The sequence below is a fragment of the Xanthomonas sp. 3075 genome (assembly GCF_014197275.1).
In the GTDB taxonomy this organism is placed as follows: domain Bacteria; phylum Pseudomonadota; class Gammaproteobacteria; order Xanthomonadales; family Xanthomonadaceae; genus Xanthomonas; species Xanthomonas campestris_B.
In genome coordinates, this window is the sequence record NZ_JACIFI010000008.1 from 1 (window position 1) to 19,843 (window position 19,843).

Consider the following 19,843-nt stretch of genomic DNA (forward strand, 5'->3'; position numbering starts at 1 on the left):
GTCACCTTGGAGACTGCGCCATGCGCGCACTTGTTTCCACTGGATCAGTGGCATAACTTGCTGATCCAGCTAGGGAAAACGTGGGGATACCTCAGGGTCTGCCCCATCGCGCACAGGCATGGCACGCCCCAGGGTACTTCAGGTTCTGCGAAGTAGGTAACTCGCACGTCATAGGAGCGATGCAGTGGATAGAGCGCTCTTCCCTCATGAGGCACGTTGGTATCGGTCTGCCGAGAGCCTTCGAAATCTGATGATCGTTGTTATCTTGATGCTCGCCCTTAACATCACCCTGATCGCATTGGCCTATCGCACGACGTTTAATGTCCTGCTCGGGCTTGCGCACTATGTGGCCATTGTCGGTGCAATGCTGCACGTTGCCGTTATCCTGCTGCTGACAGTGCGGATTGCACATGCTGCAATCGTCTGTAAAAACCTGCGCAGCCAAGGCAAACACACTGCGGAACTGAGACAGTTGCGCCAGACCATCTTCAACACGACCGGCATGACTGTGCTGATGCTGCCACTGACAGTTAGCGCAGCATGCCTCCCATTGGTGATGCAACTCCCCGAGCTCGGGTTGGTGTTCGGCTTCCTGCTTATCGCCGTGGTGTTGCACAGCGCCAATATCAATCGCAGCGCTCGCCAGCTGCGTGATGCGATCACCGCCGCCGAGCGGTCTGCCCAGCGCACAATAGCTGCATGAACGGTCATCTGAAAATCAAAATTCTAGGCTGTCTTTCCCTAATTCTCTTGGTCGGGTGCAACCCCATGAATGGTGCCTCTGAAAGACACGACACCAACGCGACCACCATCGACGGCGATCCGGTCTACCGCAAGAACCCGCATCCGACGCAGGCATACCGGATCACGATGACCATCGAGGATGCGCCGGGGCCGTTTGGCATTGTGTCAGGCACCGCGTTCTATGACATGACCAACCGCGACGACTGCGCGCCGTTCGATGCTGCATTGGGAATGTCAACAAAGCCAAAAGAAGAAGTAATCCCTATCGTTTTTCAGAGGATTGATGACACGACTTATACGGCGACAATCCATACAGATGGCATGGCTGATGCTGATTACTATGGCAAGGGCGTCTGTCACTGGGATTTCGGCGGCTTAGGGATTTCGCTGAAAGCGACTGGCAAAGATGATGAAACAGAATTCCTGCCGAGTTTGGATAAGAAGCAGCTGGCGACGCTAACTCCGGAAGTTAAATACTTCTGGAAATCTCGCTATCCAAAGTCCGGAATGGAAAACTTTCCCGATATGGGTAAGAAGAAAATCGAAGATTTTAATGAGGATGCTCGGAGCAATCTCTTCAAGGTGACTCTGAGTGCGAAAAGGATAGCCCCATGACCTTGACTAGCCAGCAATATGCAGCGCTTTCGCGCGATGTCTATGACGAACCAGAACAGACGGGGCCAAGAAGCCCCATCGTAGATATCGGCGGAGTTTCTTATCAACGTCTCAAGTACATCGACAACCCATCGGGTTATCAAGGCATCGTCTATCAACGCGTCGATACCCAGGAGATCATCGTCGCCCATCGCGGCACAGAGACCGAGCGGCAGCTCAAAGAAGATGGTCTGTACACCGATGGCGGCATGGTCACGGCACGCTACAACAACCAAGCTGCCGAGGCACTTGAGTTGACCCGCTATGCGCTGAACTATGCCCACGAATTGGGCAAGGGCGGTAAGTCTCCCCAGGTCACCGTCACTGGCCACTCGCTCGGGGGCGATCTGGCACAGGTCACGGCGCATCACTATGGCCTTAAAGGCGAGACTTTCAATGCGTACGGCGCGGTTAGCCTGGATCGCCGTATTCCCGAAGGTGGCTCGGATGTGATCAATCACGTGATGGCTGGCGACGCGGTCAGTGCTGCCAGCAAGCACTACGGCCAAGTGAAGCTCTATGCCGCGCCGCAGGAGATCGCTTTGCTGGAACAGGCCGGTTACGCCAGTGACCGCAGCGTGTTGAATGCTGGGCTTCGCGGCCAAGGTAGATTTGTCCGAGCGTGTGCCCTCCCAGCAGGAGAGCATTCGTCAGTTGCAGTTGCTGGATATGCATCTATCCCCGCAGGATGCTAACCGTCTTCCAAAGCCGCTTTCCCTAGCTTTCCCTATGAGCAATGAATATATGTACCTTAGTCCGTCAAGACTTTTTTAAAGGCAATCGTCATTCAAGCATCATATTCACTCTACGACTGTTAACTCGGCAACGGCTCACCCGCTTACATTTTCACTGGCAGGCCTTGCCTTCCATCGTCTGCTGCGCAGCAAACATCGGCACTTGCGGGATCTTGCCGGCGGCGGCCTGCTGCTTTGCCTCTTCCAGATAGATGCGTGACTGGCCTTGTCCGTCGAGCTGCGGCTTGGCATCCACCGGCTTGCGCCACACGCGTACAACCGCCTGCTGCGCTGGGCAAGCTGCACTCGGCACGCGGATCACATCGTTGAAGATCCAGCCCGACGCAACGCTGGGTGCAGCCTTGGCGAAATCCACGAAGCGCGCACGCGGTTGACACGTGGGGCTGCTACGTACCACCGACAAGGTGTAGGGCTGCGCCGCGTTGCCGGTGAACACACCTTCCAGGCGAGCGCAGGCTTCGGGAATCTGGCGCAAGGTGTGCACGGCACCGACCGCTTGCGCGGTTCCGGGTGCACGCTGTTTCAACTCGGGGGTCGGGTCGGCCGCAAGCGCGTGGCCACTGAGCAACAGTGCAGCGATGATCACGGCATATTTCGACGCGGCATGGTTTGACATAGTCACTCCTGGATCAGATCGGTCACGTTGCCCGCAGGCTGTCACGTGGCGACTGAACAGCACGCCAAAGCCGGCATGCTGGCAGCCACGCACTCTGCGGCGCATACTCGGTCGCAATCCGGCCACCATGAACACTCGCGACGCGCATCGCGGTCCCTGTGGCCGTCGAGTCTGTCTCCACTGTCCACTCGCTGCGTGCATCGCCCTTCGTTCGTCCGACCGGACGACATCCATTCTCTTGGGAGGGGTCATGCTGGAACACTACGGGTTACTGCTTGCGCTGGCTTGCGCGGTCTTGGCAATCGTCTATGGAATCGTATCGGCACGCTGGGTGATCGCGCAGCCCAGCGGCAACGCACGCATGCAGGAGATCGCCGCGGCGATCCAGGAAGGCGCGCGTGCCTATCTCAACCGGCAATACCTCACTATTTCGGTTGCTGGCGGCGTGTTGTTCGTGCTGGTCGGACTGTTTCTCAGTTGGTACACCGCCGTGGGGTTTGCGATCGGCGCGGTGTTGTCCGGGCTGGCCGGCTATATCGGTATGAACGTCTCGGTGCGCGCCAACGTCCGTACCGCCGAGGCGGCGCGGCATGGCATCGGCCGTGCGATGGATGTGGCGTTCCGTGGCGGCGCCATCACCGGCATGCTGGTGGTGGGCCTGGGGTTGCTCGGGGTGGCCGGCTACTACGCGGTGCTGCAGGCAATGGGATTGCCGTTGGAGCAGAACCTGCACGCGCTGGTAGGGCTGGCATTCGGCTCGTCGCTGATTTCGATCTTCGCCCGCCTGGGTGGCGGCATCTTCACCAAGGGCGCGGACGTGGGCGCGGACCTGGTCGGCAAGGTCGAAGCCGGGATCCCCGAGGACGACCCGCGCAACCCGGCGGTGATCGCAGACAACGTCGGCGACAACGTTGGCGACTGCGCAGGCATGGCGGCGGACCTGTTCGAAACCTATGCGGTCACCGTGATCGCCACCATGCTGCTCGGCAGTCTGACGCTGGCCGAAACCGGGCCGCATGCCGTGCTGTACCCGCTGGTCCTTGGCGGGGTGTCGATCGTTGCGTCGATCGTGGGTGCGTCTTTCGTCAAGGTCAAAGCGGGCGGCTCGATCATGGGCGCACTCTACAAGGGCGTGATCGTGTCCGGCGTGCTGGCCGCGCTGGCCTATTGGCCGATCACCCAGTCGTTGATGCGCGACAACAGCCACGGTGCAACATCGTTGTATGTCTGCGCCTTGATCGGACTGGTCCTCACCGGCCTGATCGTGTGGATCACCGAGTACTACACCGGCACCCAATACGCGCCGGTGCAGCACGTGGCTTCTGCCAGCACCACCGGACACGGCACCAACATCATTGCCGGCCTCGGCATCTCGATGAAGTCCACCGCGCTGCCGGTGATCGCGGTGTGCGCAGCGATCTGGGGCGCGTTCCACTTCGGCGGCCTCTACGGCATTGCGATCGCTGCCACGGCAATGCTGTCGATGGCCGGCATGATCGTGGCGCTGGATGCCTATGGCCCCATCACCGACAACGCCGGCGGCATCGCTGAAATGGCCGAACTGCCGCCGGAAGTGCGCGCAATCACCGACCCGCTGGATGCGGTCGGCAATACCACCAAGGCGGTCACCAAGGGCTATGCGATCGGCTCGGCGGCGCTGGCGGCGCTGGTGCTGTTTGCCGACTACACCCACAACCTGCAGGCAGCCAATCCCACCGAGGTCTTCGCCTTCGACCTGTCGGACCACACCGTGATCATCGGTCTGTTGATCGGCGGCCTGATCCCGTATCTGTTCGGTGCAATGGCGATGGAAGCGGTGGGCCGCGCGGCCGGCGCGGTGGTCGAGGAGGTCCGCCGTCAGTTCCGCGAGATTCCCGGCATCATGGCCGGTACCGCCAAGCCGCAATACGACCGCGCGGTGGACATGCTGACCCGCTCGGCAATCCGCGAAATGATCGTGCCCTCGTTGTTGCCGGTGGTGGTCCCGATCGTGGTCGGGCTGCTGCTCGGGCCGCGCGCTTTGGGTGGCTTGTTGATCGGCACCATTGTCACCGGGCTGTTTCTGGCCATTTCGATGACCACCGGTGGCGGCGCCTGGGACAACGCCAAGAAGTACATCGAGGACGGCCATTTCGGCGGCAAGGGCAGCGAAGCGCACAAGGCGGCGATCACCGGCGACACCGTGGGCGACCCCTACAAGGACACGGCCGGGCCGGCGATCAATCCGCTGATCAAGATCATCAACATCGTCGCACTGCTGCTGGTGCCGTTGCTTTGAGTGCAACTTGCAACCCGCCGCGCCGTTGGTGAGCGCGTGCGATCGGCGCCCCGGTGCGGGACGTGCCCCTGCACGTCCCGCCTCCTGCGCCAGCCCAGGCTGTGCGGCTGCCGCTAATAGCCATCGCGTTGGTCCCAATACCAACCGGTGTGCGGGCCTTCGATGTCCATTTGCAACAGGCCCGATCCCATCGCCACTGCACAGCCCCTGGGCACGGTCATTGCCTTGGGCGAGATGCGGGCCGCCGCAACAGACCTACCAGCCGCTTACAGACAACCGATCAGCCCGTCGTAGATGGGAGGCGCACCATGCGGCAGTGGCTCGAACAAGGGGTTGGTCACCGCCAGGGTGCGATACATCTCGTCCAGGCGGGTCCCCGCTTTCAAGGGTGCGGTACAGCGCCAGACCCGGCTATCCGAACGTAGGAACCCACTGCGCGGATCCACACTCACCTCACTGGCGCCGAACGTCCAGATACAGCTGCCGATCACACCGGTCGCCTGGTTCACCGAGCAGCGGAAGCGCAAGGGCTGGTAGTCGCTGAAGTCCCCGCCGCAGAAGGTGTCGCCACAGATCTGGTCGAAGTCGTGATCCAGCCGCTGTTCCAGATCGACAAACGCCTCCCAGCCCTCGCCATTGGCGGGCCAGTCCACCGCGTCCACGAAGGTCGGCGGTGGCGTGGCGGCCACAGCCAGTTGGGAGAACGGCGACAGCAGCAAAACGACGAGTACACGTGCAAATCTGGACATGGCGATTCCCGCGCAGTGAATGAGCCTGCAGCGTGCGCTGTGGCGCTGGCTGCAACGATCGGGAACCTGCCCGCGATGAATGCAGGCTATGCCGCATCGCGCCCTCAGGAGATTGCCCATTCAGTGTCGCTGCACCGCAACAGCCGAACGCGTAGAATCGCGCCCTACACACTAGCTGACGCCTCGGAGTTACGCGCATGGGTCTTGAACTGGTCACCTCCGGCAAGAATCTGCCGGAAGAAATCAACGTCGTCATCGAAATCCCCAAGGATTCGGAGCCGGTCAAGTACGAAGTGGACAAGGCCAGCGGGGCGATCTTCGTCGACCGCATCCTGTCGACCCCGATGCGCTACCCCTGCAACTACGGCTACGTGCCCAATACGCTGTGCGGCGATGGCGACCCGGCCGATGTGCTGGTGGTGCTGCCGCTGCCGCTGGTGCCTGGCTCGGTGGTGCGTTGCCGTCCGGTGGGCGTGCTGCGCATGAGCGACGAAGCCGGTAGCGACGAAAAGATCCTGGCGGTGCCGATCGAGAAGATCTTCTCCGGCTATGCGCACATCGAGGACATCAACCAGGTGTCCAGCCACTGGATGGAACGCATCGGCCATTTCTTCGAGCATTACAAGGACTTGGAGAAGGGCAAGTGGGTCAAGCTGGATGGGTGGGGCGGCGCGGCCGAAGCCAAGCGCATCCTGGTGGAGTCGGTGGAACGCTATAATTCCGACGCTCCCTGATCCTTAGATCGTGGTGCAGCCCCGCAGCCAAGGGGCGATCGGGATCACGCTTTGGGCGTGATCCCGGTGACCGCCGTTGGCGGATTAGGTACATTGCCGACAGCGTTTGGCCGGTGTCTGTCGCCGGTGACTCTTGGGGAAGTGTCTTGCGTATTCTGTTTGTTGGGGACGAAGCCAGTCTTCCGTCCGATCTGATCGACTATGTCGCCGATCTCGGCGATGACTGGCAAGCCCAGCGGGTAGCCGATGGCAATTCGGCGATCGAAGCCGCTGCCCTGTCGCCGTTCGATGCGGTCATCGTTGCACCCGTGTTGCCTGATCTCACGTCCGCCACGTTATTGGGGCAGATCCGGACACTGCGCCCGGACACCATCCGCATCGCGTTGATCGATGTCCAGGATGGCCAGCGCACGCCGCCGGCACGCATCATCGGCGTGGCGCATCGCTTTCTGCCGATGCCGCTATCGCCGGAAGTCATGCTCGAAGCGATCACCAGCCTGGAAGAGTTGCGCGACCTGCTCGGCAATCCGCGACTGCGCGCCACCATCGGACGCATCGAAAAACTGCCCTCGCCGCCGCATCTGTACCTGAGCCTGATGCACGCATTGGAGGAGGATGACGGCGCCGATGCTGCCGACATCGCCAAACTGATCACCGGTGACCCGGCAATTGCGGCCAAGGTGCTGCAGCTGTGCAATTCGGCGTTTTTCTCCGGCGGCCGCAGCATCACCGATTTGCGCACGGCCGTGACCCGCCTGGGCGTGGCGACGTTACGCGACCTGGTACTGGCCAGCGAGGTGTTCTCGGTGCAGACCCTGAGCCCCGCCGAGCGTAGCTCGATGCAACGCCGTGCCCTGCTCTCTTCGCGTCTGGCCGCCAAGGTATTGCCGCCGACCAGCGCAGAACTCGGCTCGACCGCCGCGTTGCTGGCCGATATCGGGCTGTTGTTGCCTGGTGTGCGCGACGAGCGTGAACCGCCAATGGAAGGCGGCGACGAGCGCCTGGGTCACACCGAAGCCGGTGCCTATCTGCTCGGCCTGTGGGGCCTGCCGATGCCGATCATCGAAGCGGTGGCCTTCCATCGCCACCCGCAGCGCTCGAGCCTGCGTAGCTTCTGGGTCACCGGCGCAGTGCACGTGGCCACCGCACTGGCCAGCGGCGAGGCCGTGGACGAAGAGTATCTGACCAAGGTCGGCGTCATTGCCCGCCTGCCCGCCTGGCGCGAGCAGGCCGATACGTTGTTGGGGCTTGCTGAGGCCTGAGTGCGGCAAGACTTGCGATCAAGCGAAAAGGGCGCGACATGGTCGTGCCCTTTTTCTTTGCGTCGTGGTTGAGCAGGCGGCGATCGATGCACCAGCTATCTGCACGGTGCATGGGACGGTTCTGATAGCTCTCGTCTCGATACCGACGTATGTTTTTCTGCAAGTGCTCGTACGGCTGCACGCAGCTTTTGCAAGCGAATCAACGCAACGCCGCTAACCCGCACGGTTGCGACGAATAAAAAAAGCGGGCCTTTCGGCCCGCTCTTTTTCCCGACGCTTCGATGATCAGAAGCGCTGGTTGTATTGCATGAACAGGAAGCGGTCGTAATCGAGCATCGGATCGATCGCAGCACTGCTGCTGTTGGTGATCGAGTAGCTGATCGGCGGCTTCTTGTTCCACACGTTACGTGCACCGATGGTCACGCTGCCGTCCCACGGCGCCTGCCAGGTGAGCGAGACGTCCTGGTAGGAGATCGAGCCCTTCTTGTTGGAGCCAGTGCCGCCGCCCCATGCCGGGTTCGGGGTCTGGTAGCCAGGGTTGTTGCACTCGATTCCAGCCTGTGCATCCCAGCAGTAGTCACGGAAACCACCGTAGTAACGCAGGTCCCAGCTGGCCGACAACGCATCACGCGACCAGTTCACGCCCAGCGTTGCACGCACGCGCGGGTAGTTCCAGTAACCCGCATTGTTCGCCCAATCCGCGCCCGCCTCTGCCTGCGACTTGTAGGTCGCCAGGTAGTTGGTGTCGAGGTTGACGGCGAACTTGCCGATGCCCATTTCCGGCAGACGGTAACGCACGCCGAAGTTGTAGCCTTCGGTTTCCAGGCGACCCAGGTTGACGTTGCCACGGCTCAGCGTGGTGACCTGACCGGTGACCGAATCACGGCCGTAGTCGGCGCAGTAGCTGGCCAGGTTGTTGAGGTAGCAATTGTTCAACACATCATTGGCGGTCAGCGCGGTGATGATGTTGGAGATCGAAATGCGGTACCAGTCCAGCGAGAAGTCCAGGCCCTGCACCCAATGCGGGCTGTACACCATGCCCACGGTACGGGTGATGCTGTATTCCGGCTCCAGCTCGGCATTACCCACGCCCGAGTTGAACGGCGCATTGCCCTGCACATCGCGGCGCGTCACCGGGTTGCCCGCGGTATCGGTCTGGCGGAAACCAGCCGGCAAGCCTTCGCCTGCGCAACGTGCTGCCACGCCGCCGGTGCCCAGCGAACCGAAGGTGGCATCGCATGGATCGGTGAAGGTATCGAACGTCTGCGAGCCGCCACCGAAGGTGTCCGACAGCGTCGGCGCACGGAAACCGGTGCCGTAGGTGCCACGCACCAGCAGGTCGTCAATCGGCTTCCAGGTGAAGCTGAACTTGGTGTTGGTGGTATCGCCGAAGCGGCTGTAGTTGCTGTAGCGCGCGGCGACGTCGAACGACAGTTCCTTGGCACCCGGCAGATCCTTCAGCACCGGAATCAACAGTTCCAGATAGGCTTCGTTGGTCTGGTAGCTACCTTCGGTTGCCTGCGCGGCCAGGTCGGTGGTGTAACCGGCGCTGGACAGCATGTCCGGATAGTCGTAACCGCTGATCTCGCGGTGTTCGAAACCAGCCGCAAAGCCCAGCTCACCTGCCGGCAATTCGAACAGGCCGCCAGTGATGTTGGCGGTCCACTGCTTGCTCAGGCTCTGCTGCGTCGACTGACCCAGTGCATTGATGTACTGCAGCACATCCGGGTTAGAGGCCGACGGGCCGCCCAGGATGTTGAACGGGGTGCACTGGCCCAGGGCGTTGCTGGTGCCCAATGGCAGCGGGCTGGCCGCAGTGCCGCACTGCACCTGACCCTGTGCATTGAGGAACGACGGACCGAGTGCTTTCTGCAACGCCAACAGGTTGATGTTGCCGCGCGACACCTGGGTGACGTCGTACTTGTTGTAGTTGAAGCCCACGTCCCAGTTCCAGCCGTGGCTGCCGACGTCGAACACGCCTTCCAGCGCCGCATCGAAGTGGGTGGACTTGACGTTGCCTTCGGTGGTGCGCGGCAACTCGATGGTACGGCGGAACCAGCTATTGATGTCCTGGCCAATCGGGTTGTAGTAGCTGCTGCCACTGATCGCCACCGGGAACTGCGGCTGCGAACTTGCTTGCAGCGGGTAACCCGCGATCTGGCGAAGGGACTCGCGCTCGGAGTACATCGCGGTCGACTTGAAGGTGATGCTGTCGGTGATGTTGTAGCTGCCGCTGGTGAAGACCGACTTGTTCTTGCTGGACTGCTGCAACATCATCTGGTCGACGGAGTTGTAGTAGTCGTCCACGCCCGCGCCAACGTGATAGTTGGAGAGGTCGCGCGAATCGGCACCAACGCCCTTGCCGTCGAAGGAGCCAGTGTGATTGAGCACCCACTGATTCGGCGTCCACGTCCCCTGGCCAGCACCGACAACGTTACCCCTGGCATCGCGATAATCGCCCGCGCCCACAGTACCCTCTGCACGCGGATCGTTGAAACGACCCCACGGGCCGGTCGCGCTCAAGCTGTCTTCGATATGGTTCGGGCCCGACGAGTAACGGGTCAGCGCGCGATCCTTGGCCCACACCGGGTCTTCCTGGGTGTAGTTGACGCCGAACACCAGCGAGGAGCGGTCATTGCTGGTGCCGGCGGTGAAGGAGTACTGCTCCTTGGAACCGTCGCCGCGACCATTCTGGCCAAAGTAGGCAGACGCTTCGGCGCCCTCGTAGTTCTTGCGCAGGATGATGTTGACCACGCCGGCCACTGCGTCGGAGCCGTAGATCGCCGAGGCACCGTCCTTCAGGACTTCGATGCGCTCGATCAGCGAGCTCGGAATGGTGGACATGTCGCTCAAACCAGACAGGCTGCTGGTCCAACGCTTGCCGTTCACCAACACCAGGGTACGGTTCTCGCCCAGGTTGTACAGGTTGACGTACTGGCCGCCCTGCTCCGGGTCGGAGGTCAGCACGGCTGCCTTGCTGTAGGTCTGCGTACCGGCAATCGACAGGTTCTGGAGGATGTCGCCAACGCTCACCAGGCCGGACTTCTGAATGTCCTGCTGAGAGACGGTGAATACCGGCTGTGCGGTTTCGACGTCGACCGAGCGGATGCGCGAGCCGGTGATTTCGATGCGGTCCAGCGTCGTGGTCGACGGGGCGGACTGCTCTTGTGCATTGGCGGCAAATGCCGGCGTCAACGCGATCGCAATACCGGCGGGCAACAGGCCCAGCCGCACTGCGGAGGTGCGAAGGTTCATCAATCTCTCCAGGGTTCGTTAGTGGCGCGTTAAACGCCCCCGTGCAAATTACGTTTGCGTGAACGCCGTCGCTTTGCGCGTCACGTTACGTGGCTTTGCCGAATCTGGCGGATTTGTCGTTTGGTCGCGGTAATGCGAAGCGGAGACACCGAAACGCGCACGAAAGGCACGCGCGAAGCTGCAGCAATTGTCGAAGCCGCTGGCGGCGGCAACCTCGCCGATCATCATCGACGTGTCGCGCAGCAGATCGGAGGCGCGCTCCAGCCGCAGGCGTGCCGACAAGGCCTGCGGGCTTTCTTCGTACAGGCTCTGGAACGTCTTGGAGACGTACCAGCTGGAGAAGTTGGTCAGCTGCGCCAGTTCGGCGATGCGCACGACGCGGTCGCTGTTGCCTTCCAGATACAGCCGGGCGCGTTGCATGCGCCCGAACACCTGACGGCGGCGGCTGCGCGAGCGGCCCGGGCACCGTTGTTCCTGTTCGGTGAAGCCGCGTTGCATCGCGGCCAGATGCAACAGCAACGGGCGTGCCGAGGCGCTGCCGCTCTGGGCCGCTGCGTTGCGCCACAACCGCAATGCAATGCGTAGGTCGCTGCGCGCCAGGTGGCTGCGTCCCGGATACAGCGTGGCGTCGGTCAGCTCGGCCAGCGACTGCAGGCTGTCGCCATCGAGGCTGACGCCGACGCACAAGGCGCTCCGGTCGGCCTGCACCGTCGGATGCGATTCCTTGTCGAAGGCGATCCAGTCACCGGCGCGCAGACGGAACCGGCCTTCCTTGGATTCCACCCAGGCGCGCCCGCGCAGCTGCACCCATAAGGTGAAGGTAGCCGCAGCAGTACGGATGCTGCCCAGGCGCGAGACTGCCAGACAGGTGGTCGATGTCGACCCGCTGGCACTATCCAGCGCGAGGGCGAGCCCACGATCTGCAGTGATGACCTGTTGCATGTTGGCAGCCCCCTGTACAAAAGAGGGCATAGTGTTTTGCCGAATCTGGCGCCAGTCAGGAAGTCCCGACGAAGGCGTTCCGAAATCGCCACGAAACCTTTCCGAAGAAGTTACGAGACGATTTTTCTCAGCAGGAACAACAGGTTGGATACCCAGCCTACGCTTACCAAAGCGCGTTCCGGCAGCGGCATGTAGGCGATGGCACTGCCATCTTCCTCTGCCAACGCCACGTAGAGCGCGCCACTGTGCTGATCCGCGCTGAACCCGTTGATGGTGGTGTACTTGGACACATCCAGGCATCGCCCGGCACCACCACGCAACTCGATGTCATAGGTGGCACAGGCGTCGTTGGACGCCAGGTAGTGCACCTTATTCGGCAGGCCAGGCGCCCAGCTGCGGTAGCGCCAGCGCGATGGCTGTTGCGGGTTGATCGAGTGCAATGTGTCGGCTGCCAGCGACGGCGCAATCTGCAACAGCCCTCCGCCACTCAACCGGGTCAGCAGCACCTGTCCGCTGGTACGGTCCAGCCGTAGTTGTGACACATCCTGCAACGACGCCAGCGCACGCCAGGGACTGCTGCGCCTGTCGTACAGCGTGGCGAAGGTGCGCCCATCGGCGGCGGCCGCAAGCACCATCAACCGGTCAGGATCGGGAAGATGGATCGCCTGCAACGGGTGGGCCTGCGGCACAGGCAGGCGCTCGACCTTGCCACTGCCCGGAGTCACCTCGAACAGCCCCACATGCCCTCGCGCGTCGCTGCCAGTGACCAGTATTCGCTGCGCATCGGCCGACCAGTCGGCGGCCTGGTGCGCATCGGGTTGTATCCCTTCGATCAACCGCACCGAACCCGGTTTGGTGACATCGCCCCACCACAGCGCATATGCACCGGAGCGGTTGGAGGCGAAGATCAACTGGCGCCCGTCCGGCGCGATCATCGGCTGGCTGTCGCGCCCGTTCGAAGGGAACAGGCGTCGCCGGATGTAGCCACCATTCATCCGGTCGCCAATGACCTGGTACACCCCGAATTGCGGCTTGCGCTGCACGAATACCAGATGGCCATGCGCCACATCCGGCGCCTGCGCGTCATCCACCCCCAGGTCGTACAGGCGCCGGTCGTGCAGGTCCAGGCGATACAGCCGCGCCTCGCTATCGACCCGGCGCCCGAAAATCAGTCCACTGCCATCCGGCAACCAACTCCAGCCACGGATATCGGCGCTGTCGTGGGTGAGCCGTTCGGCGGTTCCGCCAGTGGCCGGAATGCGCCACAGATCGCCAAACTGCGGATTGCGCAGAAAGACGATCCAGCGGCCATCGGGCGAATAGCGCGGCTTGTAATCGAAGTCGTTCGGTTGCGCGCTGTAGGTCAGCGTCTGCCATTGCCCGGTCTCCAGATCCAGCCGGCGGATGCGCGGCGCGCCACGCGCACCGGTCATGCTGCCGAACAACAACGCGCGGCCGTCCGGCGACCAACTGAAACTCAGCATGTCCGCGCCGTCGCAGCGCGCCACCTCGTGGGCAGCGGCCGGACCGTGTGCGGCGGCCACCATGATCTTGCAGTGGCCATCCGGGGCCTGCCTGGAGAAGGCGATTTCGCGCCCATCCGGCGACCAGGCCGGCAATCGATCGGAGATGCCGGGCGCGGGTGTGTCCAGCACCCGTGGGTAAGCGTTATCGGTGGTCTTGACGAGAATCGAGGTGCCGAGTCGATCGCGGGTCAGCGAGGCATACGCCACCATTGCGCCGTCCGGCGACAGGCTGGGTGTGAGGTCGAAACCGCCACCTGCAGTGATGATCTGATAGGGCCGCTTGGGACTGCCCATTACCGCAGACGACGCCTCGACGGCGTCGGCCGGCGCACGCAACCACCAGGTGCGCGCAGCCAGGCCCAGCACCACCAGTAACGCCACGCTGGACACCGCCAATGCCATCCAACGGCGTTGCCGCGGCGGGTTTGCAGGATGTGGAAGCGACGATGCGGGTTGCTCGTCTGCAGCGTCGCCTGGCGATGCAGCTGCAGCAGTAGCCACTACCTCAGTGCCCAGGTCGTCCTGGGCATGCACGTCGCCAGACGCTGCGACGCCGATGCTGGCGGCAGTCCCGGCCGAGCTGTCCGATTGTTCTTCCCAGGCCACCGGCGCCAGCAGGCGATAGCCGGTCTTGGCGATGGTTTCGATATGTTCCGACCGCTGGCTGCCATTGCTGGCGAGCGCCTTGCGCAGCTGCGTGATCGCCTGGGTCACCACGTCGTTGGTCGGCAAGGTGTCGGGCCAGACCTCGGCCAGCAGCTGCTCGCGCGTGACGACTTGGCCGGGCCGCCGCGCCAGCGTCAACAGAACCGCCAGCGATTTCGGTGCCAGGCGCATCGGGTGCCTGGCACCTGCCACGTGCACTTCGCGCGAGGCAACATCGACCATGCACTGGCCGACACGCAGCCGGTCCGATGGCATTGCATTAACGGGAGGAACACTCATTGGCAAAACACGCATCGGCATGCAAGGACGGCAAGAGCGAATCGCGCAGACCCTGCGAAACGCCAAATTCAGCAAAGGACCACAACCAACTGTGTCATGCATCCAATTGGTGCAAATTTTACTCTATGCCCTGTTGCTTCCTTACGACGGGCGGCAACGTCAGGCTCTCTCTCTCTCGCCGACGAATTCAAATAATTACGATGTTCCCTTCGCGCCTCTGGCGCGATTTTTTTATCTGCGGTTCAGGGAAATCCGTCGAAATCCTTATGTGGTGTAACCGCTTGCACTGCGATCGCACGGCGGCACTTGCGGACCACGGTGCGATCTGATGATGACTAAGCTGAATTTTTCTTAAGCGCTCAGTCCGCGGCAATGTCGTCAATGCATGCCGGCATGCCGCGTGTTGTCAGGTGGCGCGATACACCTGCGCGCCTTGCGCAAGAAATTGCGCCGACTTTTCCTCCATCCCGGCGGTCAGCGCGCGGTCTTCGCCCATGCCGTGCTCAGCTGCGTAATCGCGCACATCCTGGGTGATCTTCATCGAGCAGAAGTGCGGCCCGCACATCGAGCAGAAATGCGCCAGCTTGTGCGCGTCCTTGGGCAGGGTTTCGTCATGGAACTCCTTGGCCTTCTCCGGATCCAGGCCGAGGTGGAACTGGTCGTCCCACCGGAACTCGAAGCGCGCCTTGCTCAAGGCGTTGTCGCGCACCTGCGCACCGGGATGCCCCTTGGCCAGATCGGCCGCATGCGCGGCGATCTTGTAGGCCATGATGCCGTCGCGCACGTCCTGCCGGTTCGGCAGGCCCAGATGCTCCTTTGGCGTGACGTAACAAAGCATCGCGGTGCCGAACCAGCCGATCATTGCCGCACCGATCGCGCTGGTGATGTGGTCGTAACCCGGCGCGATATCGGTGGTCAACGGTCCCAAGGTATAGAACGGCGCCTCGCCACATTCGCGCAACTGCTTGTCCATGTTCTCCTTGATCAGCTGCATCGGCACATGCCCCGGACCTTCGATCATGGTCTGCACATCGTGCTTCCACGCAATCTTGGTCAGCTCGCCCAGCGTTTCCAGTTCACCGAACTGCGCCGCGTCGTTGGCATCGGCAATGCACCCCGGACGCAACCCATCGCCCAGCGAGAACGCCACGTCGTAGGCCTTCATGATCTGGCAGATGTCTTCGAAGTGCGTGTAGAGAAAGTTTTCCTTGTGATGGGCCAGACACCACTTGGCCAGGATCGACCCGCCGCGCGAGACGATGCCGGTGACGCGTCTGGCCGTGAGCGGTACATAACGCAGCAACACACCGGCATGGATGGTGAAGTAGTCCACGCCCTGCTCGGCCTGTTCGATCAAGGTATCGCGGAAGATCTCCCAGGTGAGTTCTTCGGCACGGCCATCGACCTTTTCCAGCGCCTGATAGATCGGCACCGTTCCGATCGGCACCGGCGAGTTGCGGATGATCCACTCGCGCGTTTCGTGGATGTGCTTGCCGGTGGACAGGTCCATCACCGTGTCGCCGCCCCAGCGGATCGACCACACCAGTTTCTCCACTTCTTCGGCAATCCCCGAGGACACCGCGCTGTTGCCGATGTTGGCGTTGATCTTGGTCAGGAAATTGCGGCCGATGATCATCGGCTCGCTTTCAGGGTGATTGATGTTGTTGGGCAGGATCGCGCGGCCACGTGCGATTTCGTCGCGCACGAATTCCGGTGTGATGCGTTGCTGGATCGCGGCACCAAAGGCTTCGCCTGGGTGCTGCTTGCGCAGGATCGCGTCGGTCACCGCATCCAGGCGCTGGTTTTCGCGAATCGCCACGAATTCCATTTCCGGGGTGATGATGCCGCGGCGCGCGTAATGCATCTGGGTGACGTTGGCACCGTCGCGCGCCACCCGGGGCAGGTGCCGCGCGGGGAAACGCACCGCATCCAGGCGCGCGTCGTGCTCGCGGCCGCGCCCGAAGCTGGAACTCAAGCCTTCCAGCGCCACGGTATCGTCGCGTTCTGAAATCCAGCGCGCGCGTAGCGGCGCCAGACCCGCGGCAAGATCGATCGCAGCGTGCGGGTCGGTATACGGCCCGGACGTGTCGTAGACACTGAGCGGCGCATTGTCTTCGCCACCGAACAAGGTGGGCGTGCGGGTCAAGACGATCTCGCGCATCGGCACCTGCAGATCGTCGCGCGAGCCCTGCACGAAGATCTTGCGGGACCCTGGAATCGGCTGGGTCACAGCCTCGGACAGCGACTGGGCTTGTTGCTGCAAAACGGTAGGCGCGGCATGCATGGCGTTCGTCCTGTGTGCTGGAAAACCAGCACCCACGGCGCTGGCTCTGCGAAGGATTCGCAGGCGGACGAAGCGGCGGCGCTCAATGGCGAGGTCCCCGTGCAGGCACGGACCATCGCATCTTACGAAGCTTCCCTACGCCGGTATCAGCCGGATCAGGTTCGAAGGGACTGTCTCAACCGCAGCCATCGCGGTACCCCCACTTCGGCGGCGATTAGATCACATCGCACTCGGCGAGGACATGTGTCCACGCGCGTCTTGCCGGTCAGCACTGCGAACGCACTGCATGCGCCGAACCACAACAACGTAGCGATTTGCGAAAACCGGTCGCGAAAATCGCTCGCTCATTCTCGCTAAGCCTGCGTGCCATGCAGATGAAACCGCACGCACAGCCGGCGTCATTCAACCCGGACCACATCGCCGCTCATCCTCTACCGGGAAACCGCCGCACACATGACGATGCCGGCGCTCCACCCGACCATGCGCAAGGGCTCGCTCGCGCTCGCGATTGGCTTATGTGTCACCCACGCAGCTGCTGCGCAGGGCCAGATCAACGGGCCTGTCCGGCTCGGTGGCTCTCAATCCCATGCCCTCGGCGATCGTCGAGCGGGTGGAAGTGCTCAAGGACGGCGCTTCGTCGATCTATGGTTCCGACGCCATCGCCGACGTGGTCAACATCATCACCCGCAGCGATTTCGATGGTGCCGAAGTCAACGCCTATGTCGACCAGTACGCCAGGGCGATGGTCAGCGCGGCTCGTTCGATACCACCGTGGGTACCACCCGCGAGCGCGGCAATCTGGTGATCGGGCCGTCCAGCGTCAAGGAGGATGCGGCGAACCCCGGTCGTCCGACCCGATCCTGCGCCACGTCTGCGGACCACACGGCCTGCCGCAGGAGGTCGTTGTCTTTTGCCAGCGCTGACACGCAACAGGCCGCCTGGCGCGGCGCCCCCGACAGCGCCATCCGGGGACATTCCCACAACACCCCCATCGGTAATCTGGCGGCAATACAACAAGAAACTGCTCGCTCTCCCTGCCGCCGATCTTCGGCGGCTTTTTTTCGCTTGTCATCGCCACCCGCATTTCGTTATGGTTCCGTGAAATGACCAATGGACGATGCAGATGCACGGGATGCAACGATGCGCTTGGGCCGCAGCGGCACTGCTGGCGCTGCTGGCGGGTGGTGTGATGGCGGCTTCCCCGCCGCCTGTCGAGGCCTTCGTCGAATCGGGCCCGATTTCCTCGCCCTCCATGTCGCCCGACGGCAAGCATCTGGCGGTCAGTGCAGAGCTGGGGGACGGCAACTACGCACTGGTGGTCTACCGGATCGCTGACATGCAATCGACCACGATGCTGCGCCTGCCGCGCTATGAGCTGCCGGTACGGATTGCCTGGGTCAGCGACCGTCGTCTGGTGATCGGCAAGGGGCGCAAGCTCGGCTCGCTGGAAGAACCCACCCCGATGGGCGAGATCATCGCCACCGACCTGGATGGCACCAATCAGCGCTACGTCTACGGGTATCTGCAGAGCACACGCAATGCGGGACTGGAGCGCGGATTCGGCTATATCGAAGGCCTGCCGAGTCGCCGCAATGGTCACTTCTACATGCGCCGCCTGTCGCTTGGGTCGCGCCACTCGATGCTCTACGACGTCGACACCACCACCACCACCCATCGCCTGATGGCCGACATCGACGTCCCCGACCTGCGGTTCGTACTCGATCACGATGGCGTGGCGCAATACGCCTACGGCACCGATGACGACGACAACTCGCTGTTGTTTCGCCGTGCGGGCAATGGCTGGTCGCCGATGCCCCAGGTCCAGGCCAACTGGCGCCCGATCGCATTTGCGCGGCAGCCGGGTCGGCTCTATGGCTGGTACACCGAGGCGGATGGCCCTGCGGTCCTGGTAACCACCGATCCCGATGGACAGCAACGCAGCGTGCTGGCGTCAGACCCGTTCTATAGCGTGGACGATCTGCAATGGGGGCCGGCGCCGCAGACGCCGTTCGCAGCTCGGCTCGGACCGGGCCGGCCGACGCTGCGCTACTTCGAGCAGGACACTACCGAGACGCAACTGCACCGGAGCCTGAGCCAGACCCTGGCCGGCCAGTACGTGGACTTCATCAATTTCACCGCCGACGGCAATGTCCTGCTGCTGAAGGCCTATAGCGACCGCGATGCCGGGGCCTGGTACATCTTCGACCGGCCGAGCAACACGCTGAAACTTGTCATCAAGGCACGCACTGCATTGCAGGCGGCGCAGATGAGCGAGCGTCGCATGGTGACGTTCCAGGCCCGCGACGGCTTGATCCTGGACGGCGTCCTCACCGTCCCCGGCACCGCTGCCGATGGCGTACGGCTGCCGATGATCCTGCTGCCGCACGGCGGCCCGCATGCGCAGGGAGATGGGTGGGCGTTCGATACCGACGCGCAGTTCTTGGCCAGCCGCGGCTATCTGGTGCTGCAGGTCAATTACCGCGGCGGGCTTGGCCGTGGCAACCGGTTCGAGCGCTTGGGCTATCGCCAGTGGGGCGAACGTATCCAGGATGACCTGATCGACGGCGTGCGCTGGGCGGTGAGCCAGGGGCTCGCCGATCAGACGCGTATCTGCAGCTACGGCGCCAGTTTCGGTGCGTATGCCGCGATGATGGTGCAAGTCAAGGCGCCGACACTGTTCCGCTGCGCGGTCGGCGTTGCAGGCATCTACGATCTGCAAATGATGTACAGCAAGGGCGACATCAATCGCAGCGACTACGGCATGAATTATCTGGAGCGCGCCATCGGCCATGACACTGCCGAACTGGCCGCCCACTCACCGGTGATGCTGGCCGATCGCATCAAGGTGCCGGTGCTGTTGGTACACGGCGAAGAAGACGAGCGCGCACCATTTGCCCAGGCAAAGAGCTTGCGCGCGGCGCTGACGCGCAGCGGCAATGCGCCGCAATGGATGGCCGTTCCCAAGGAAGGACACGGCTTCTACAAGGACGCCAACCAGGTGACGTTTTATCGCACCCTGGAACGCTTTCTGGGCGAACAGCTTGGGAGCGCGGCGACACCGCCCTCCGCTGCGGCATCTACTGCGGCGCAGTAACGACG

13 protein-coding genes, 2 pseudogenes and 1 riboswitch are annotated in these 19,843 nt (G+C 62.6%); of the genes and pseudogenes, 9 read left to right on the forward strand and 6 right to left on the reverse strand.

The window, feature by feature from the left end:
• Positions 1-250 precede the first annotated feature (250 nt).
• The 3 genes and pseudogenes from GGR62_RS09255 to GGR62_RS09265 all read left to right on the forward strand — a co-directional run.
• Positions 251-703 carry a hypothetical protein gene (locus GGR62_RS09255; protein ID WP_221229116.1) on the forward strand — a complete coding sequence of 151 codons (453 nt, stop codon included), beginning with the start codon at positions 251-253 and terminating at the stop codon, positions 701-703.
• Between the two features lie 65 nt (positions 704-768).
• A complete protein-coding gene (locus GGR62_RS09260) occupies positions 769-1,359 on the forward strand; it encodes a hypothetical protein (RefSeq protein ID WP_184407755.1) in 591 nt (196 codons plus the stop codon).
• A pseudogene (locus GGR62_RS09265) lies at positions 1,356-1,985 on the forward strand (DUF6792 domain-containing protein); the annotation flags it as partial. The gene GGR62_RS09260 and the pseudogene GGR62_RS09265, both read left to right, overlap by 4 nt.
• A gap of 259 nt (positions 1,986-2,244) precedes the next feature.
• On the opposite strand, the gene GGR62_RS09270 reads toward GGR62_RS09265, so the two are convergent.
• On the reverse strand, positions 2,245-2,769 hold the full coding sequence (locus GGR62_RS09270; RefSeq protein WP_326520247.1) for a hypothetical protein: 525 nt from the start codon (positions 2,767-2,769) through the stop codon (positions 2,245-2,247).
• 250 nt (positions 2,770-3,019) lie between these two features.
• On the opposite strand from GGR62_RS09270, the gene GGR62_RS09275 reads away from it, so the two are divergent.
• Positions 3,020-5,047, forward strand: a complete 2,028-nt coding sequence (locus tag GGR62_RS09275; RefSeq protein WP_184407623.1) for a sodium-translocating pyrophosphatase — start codon at positions 3,020-3,022, stop codon at positions 5,045-5,047.
• Positions 5,048-5,313: 266 nt separating this feature from the next.
• Here the strand turns inward: GGR62_RS09275 and GGR62_RS09280 are convergent, their stop codons facing one another.
• Positions 5,314-5,796: a hypothetical protein gene (locus GGR62_RS09280; protein WP_184407624.1), complete on the reverse strand. Its 483-nt coding sequence runs from the start codon at positions 5,794-5,796 to the stop codon at positions 5,314-5,316.
• 197 nt (positions 5,797-5,993) lie between these two features.
• Here GGR62_RS09280 and ppa point away from each other — a divergent pair, with 197 nt between their 5' ends.
• Together ppa and GGR62_RS09290 are read left to right on the forward strand one after the other, a co-directional pair.
• Entirely contained in the window at positions 5,994-6,530 is a 537-nt protein-coding gene (ppa, locus tag GGR62_RS09285) for an inorganic diphosphatase (RefSeq protein ID WP_005990841.1), read from the forward strand.
• Between the two features lie 113 nt (positions 6,531-6,643).
• Positions 6,644-7,792, forward strand: coding sequence for an HDOD domain-containing protein (locus GGR62_RS09290; protein WP_184407625.1), 1,149 nt, complete (start codon positions 6,644-6,646; stop codon positions 7,790-7,792).
• A gap of 285 nt (positions 7,793-8,077) precedes the next feature.
• Here GGR62_RS09290 and GGR62_RS09295 read toward each other — a convergent pair whose 3' ends face one another.
• The 3 genes from GGR62_RS09295 to GGR62_RS09305 form a co-directional block, all read right to left on the reverse strand.
• Complete coding sequence (locus tag GGR62_RS09295) at positions 8,078-11,047, reverse strand: TonB-dependent receptor (protein WP_184407626.1); 2,970 nt, start codon at positions 11,045-11,047, stop codon at positions 8,078-8,080.
• Between the two features lie 48 nt (positions 11,048-11,095).
• On the reverse strand, positions 11,096-11,989 hold the full coding sequence (locus tag GGR62_RS09300) for a helix-turn-helix domain-containing protein (RefSeq protein WP_184407757.1): 894 nt from the start codon (positions 11,987-11,989) through the stop codon (positions 11,096-11,098).
• A 110-nt stretch (positions 11,990-12,099) separates the two neighbouring features.
• Positions 12,100-14,436, reverse strand: a complete 2,337-nt coding sequence (locus GGR62_RS09305; RefSeq protein ID WP_184407627.1) for a winged helix-turn-helix domain-containing protein — start codon at positions 14,434-14,436, stop codon at positions 12,100-12,102.
• Between GGR62_RS09305 and GGR62_RS09310 the strand changes: the two genes are divergently transcribed.
• Positions 14,402-14,737: a hypothetical protein gene (locus tag GGR62_RS09310; RefSeq protein ID WP_184407767.1), complete on the forward strand. Its 336-nt coding sequence runs from the start codon at positions 14,402-14,404 to the stop codon at positions 14,735-14,737. The genes GGR62_RS09305 and GGR62_RS09310 overlap by 35 nt on opposite strands.
• Positions 14,738-14,866: 129 nt before the next feature.
• On the opposite strand, the gene thiC is transcribed toward GGR62_RS09310, so the two are convergent.
• Positions 14,867-16,744, reverse strand: a complete 1,878-nt coding sequence (thiC, locus tag GGR62_RS09315; RefSeq protein ID WP_184407628.1) for a phosphomethylpyrimidine synthase ThiC — start codon at positions 16,742-16,744, stop codon at positions 14,867-14,869.
• A 114-nt stretch (positions 16,745-16,858) separates the two neighbouring features.
• A riboswitch (TPP riboswitch) is annotated at positions 16,859-16,955 on the reverse strand.
• A gap of 342 nt (positions 16,956-17,297) precedes the next feature.
• Between thiC and GGR62_RS09320 the strand changes: the two are divergent.
• Positions 17,298-17,578: pseudogene (locus GGR62_RS09320) on the forward strand (TonB-dependent receptor plug domain-containing protein); the annotation flags it as partial.
• Positions 17,579-17,867: 289 nt separating this feature from the next.
• Positions 17,868-19,838 carry a prolyl oligopeptidase family serine peptidase gene (locus tag GGR62_RS09325; protein ID WP_184407629.1) on the forward strand — a complete coding sequence of 657 codons (1,971 nt, stop codon included), beginning with the start codon at positions 17,868-17,870 and terminating at the stop codon, positions 19,836-19,838.
• The last annotated feature ends 5 nt before the right edge of the window (positions 19,839-19,843 follow it).

What these genes read in the sequence shown, in the direction of transcription:
- GGR62_RS09305 (WP_184407627.1), bottom strand. Translation starts at nt 14,436, where the DNA reads ATGCCATCGGACCGGCTGCGTGTCGGCCAGTGCATGGTCGATGTTGCC.
- GGR62_RS09280 (WP_184407624.1), bottom strand. Translation starts at nt 5,796, where the DNA reads ATGTCCAGATTTGCACGTGTACTCGTCGTTTTGCTGCTGTCGCCGTTC.
- GGR62_RS09295 (WP_184407626.1), bottom strand. Translation starts at nt 11,047, where the DNA reads ATGAACCTTCGCACCTCCGCAGTGCGGCTGGGCCTGTTGCCCGCCGGT.
- GGR62_RS09260 (WP_184407755.1), top strand. Translation starts at nt 769, where the DNA reads ATGAATGGTGCCTCTGAAAGACACGACACCAACGCGACCACCATCGAC.
- thiC (WP_184407628.1), bottom strand. Translation starts at nt 16,744, where the DNA reads ATGCATGCCGCGCCTACCGTTTTGCAGCAACAAGCCCAGTCGCTGTCC.
- GGR62_RS09325 (WP_184407629.1), top strand. Translation starts at nt 17,868, where the DNA reads ATGCACGGGATGCAACGATGCGCTTGGGCCGCAGCGGCACTGCTGGCG.
- ppa (WP_005990841.1), top strand. Translation starts at nt 5,994, where the DNA reads ATGGGTCTTGAACTGGTCACCTCCGGCAAGAATCTGCCGGAAGAAATC.
- GGR62_RS09300 (WP_184407757.1), bottom strand. Translation starts at nt 11,989, where the DNA reads ATGCAACAGGTCATCACTGCAGATCGTGGGCTCGCCCTCGCGCTGGAT.
- GGR62_RS09310 (WP_184407767.1), top strand. Translation starts at nt 14,402, where the DNA reads ATGCACTGGCCGACACGCAGCCGGTCCGATGGCATTGCATTAACGGGA.
- GGR62_RS09275 (WP_184407623.1), top strand. Translation starts at nt 3,020, where the DNA reads ATGCTGGAACACTACGGGTTACTGCTTGCGCTGGCTTGCGCGGTCTTG.
- GGR62_RS09255 (WP_221229116.1), top strand. Translation starts at nt 251, where the DNA reads ATGATCGTTGTTATCTTGATGCTCGCCCTTAACATCACCCTGATCGCA.
- GGR62_RS09270 (WP_326520247.1), bottom strand. Translation starts at nt 2,769, where the DNA reads ATGTCAAACCATGCCGCGTCGAAATATGCCGTGATCATCGCTGCACTG.